This window comes from Roseateles sp. P5_B10, assembly GCF_056400485.1.
Window position 1 is genome coordinate 1 of record NZ_JBFULE010001281.1, and the last position, 1,008, is coordinate 1,008.

1 protein-coding gene is annotated in these 1,008 nt (G+C 62.9%); it reads right to left on the bottom strand.

Going from position 1 to position 1,008, the window contains the following annotated elements; translation table 11 throughout:
• Positions 1–161 precede the first annotated feature (161 nt).
• Positions 162–1,008: sulfatase-like hydrolase/transferase (locus tag AC1DU6_RS32740; RefSeq protein WP_477862437.1), on the bottom strand; the 847-nt coding region annotated here is incomplete at its 5' end.

Below are 1,008 nucleotides of genomic sequence, written 5' to 3' on the forward strand. Positions count from 1 at the left end.
GGCCTGGGCTGGCGACGGCCAGAGGGCGCATGTCGCAGCCGGAAACTGCGACATGTCACAAAACTGTAATGGACTGGTCATGAATGGGCAATGAACTTGGCCCGAACGGGATCGACGGAATCGGCAGGCGCCCCGTACCCGCCCGTTGCGGTTCGGCTGGGTCAGAGATCCTTGATCAGCCCCGCATCGATCAGCCAGCGGTTGAACCGGCTGGCTTCGTCGCCGTCCTTGCAGCCGTAGAACACGCCCTTGCAGCGGAGCATGATCTTCTTCTGCTCGACGAAGGACGGATCGAGCGGCACGCGCGCGGCCTCCTGCACCATGAGTGGCAGATAGGCGGCGTCCAGCGTGGGCAGCGCCGATGACAGTTCGGGCCGGTAGTTCAGCGCGTCGATGGCGTAATAGGTCGTGTAGTAACGGATATCATGCGTCATGATCCGGTTGGCGCGCTTCGGCTGCGCCAGATCGGGCTCCAGCAGTTTCTGCGCGATCGCCGGCTGGTGATCGCCGAACCGCACCAGCAGGAACGGCTCGGCCGGATGATCCTTCTGGAGTTGCGCGACGAAGGCCTTGTAGTCCGTAGCCGTCATCGCCTGGCGGCGGATATATTCGTCGACCTCGGTCGTATTGCCCGGCGCCTGCCAGGAGGCCGGCGTCAGGTCGTCGCGATAGGTCGTGGTCCACGGAAAATGATTGGCGGTGAGATAGACCAGCACGAAGATCGGTTGATCGGTCTTGCTCTCGCGCGCAATGAGATCCTTCGCCTGATCGAAATAGAACCTGTCGGGCTGCATGTCCTCGCTGACGCCCATCGCCGCCATGTCGATGAAGCCGTCAATGCCCGCGCCCTGCTGGAAGCTGCGGGCGCTGAGGAAATTGCCGTAGGTCGGATAGAGCGAGAAGGTCTTGTAGCCGCAGCGCTGCAACGCCTGCGGCAGGCCGCGCGAGATCTTTCCGGCGGCAATGCGGGTCACATAGAACTTCAACGCGCCGAAGGAGCGCGCAGAG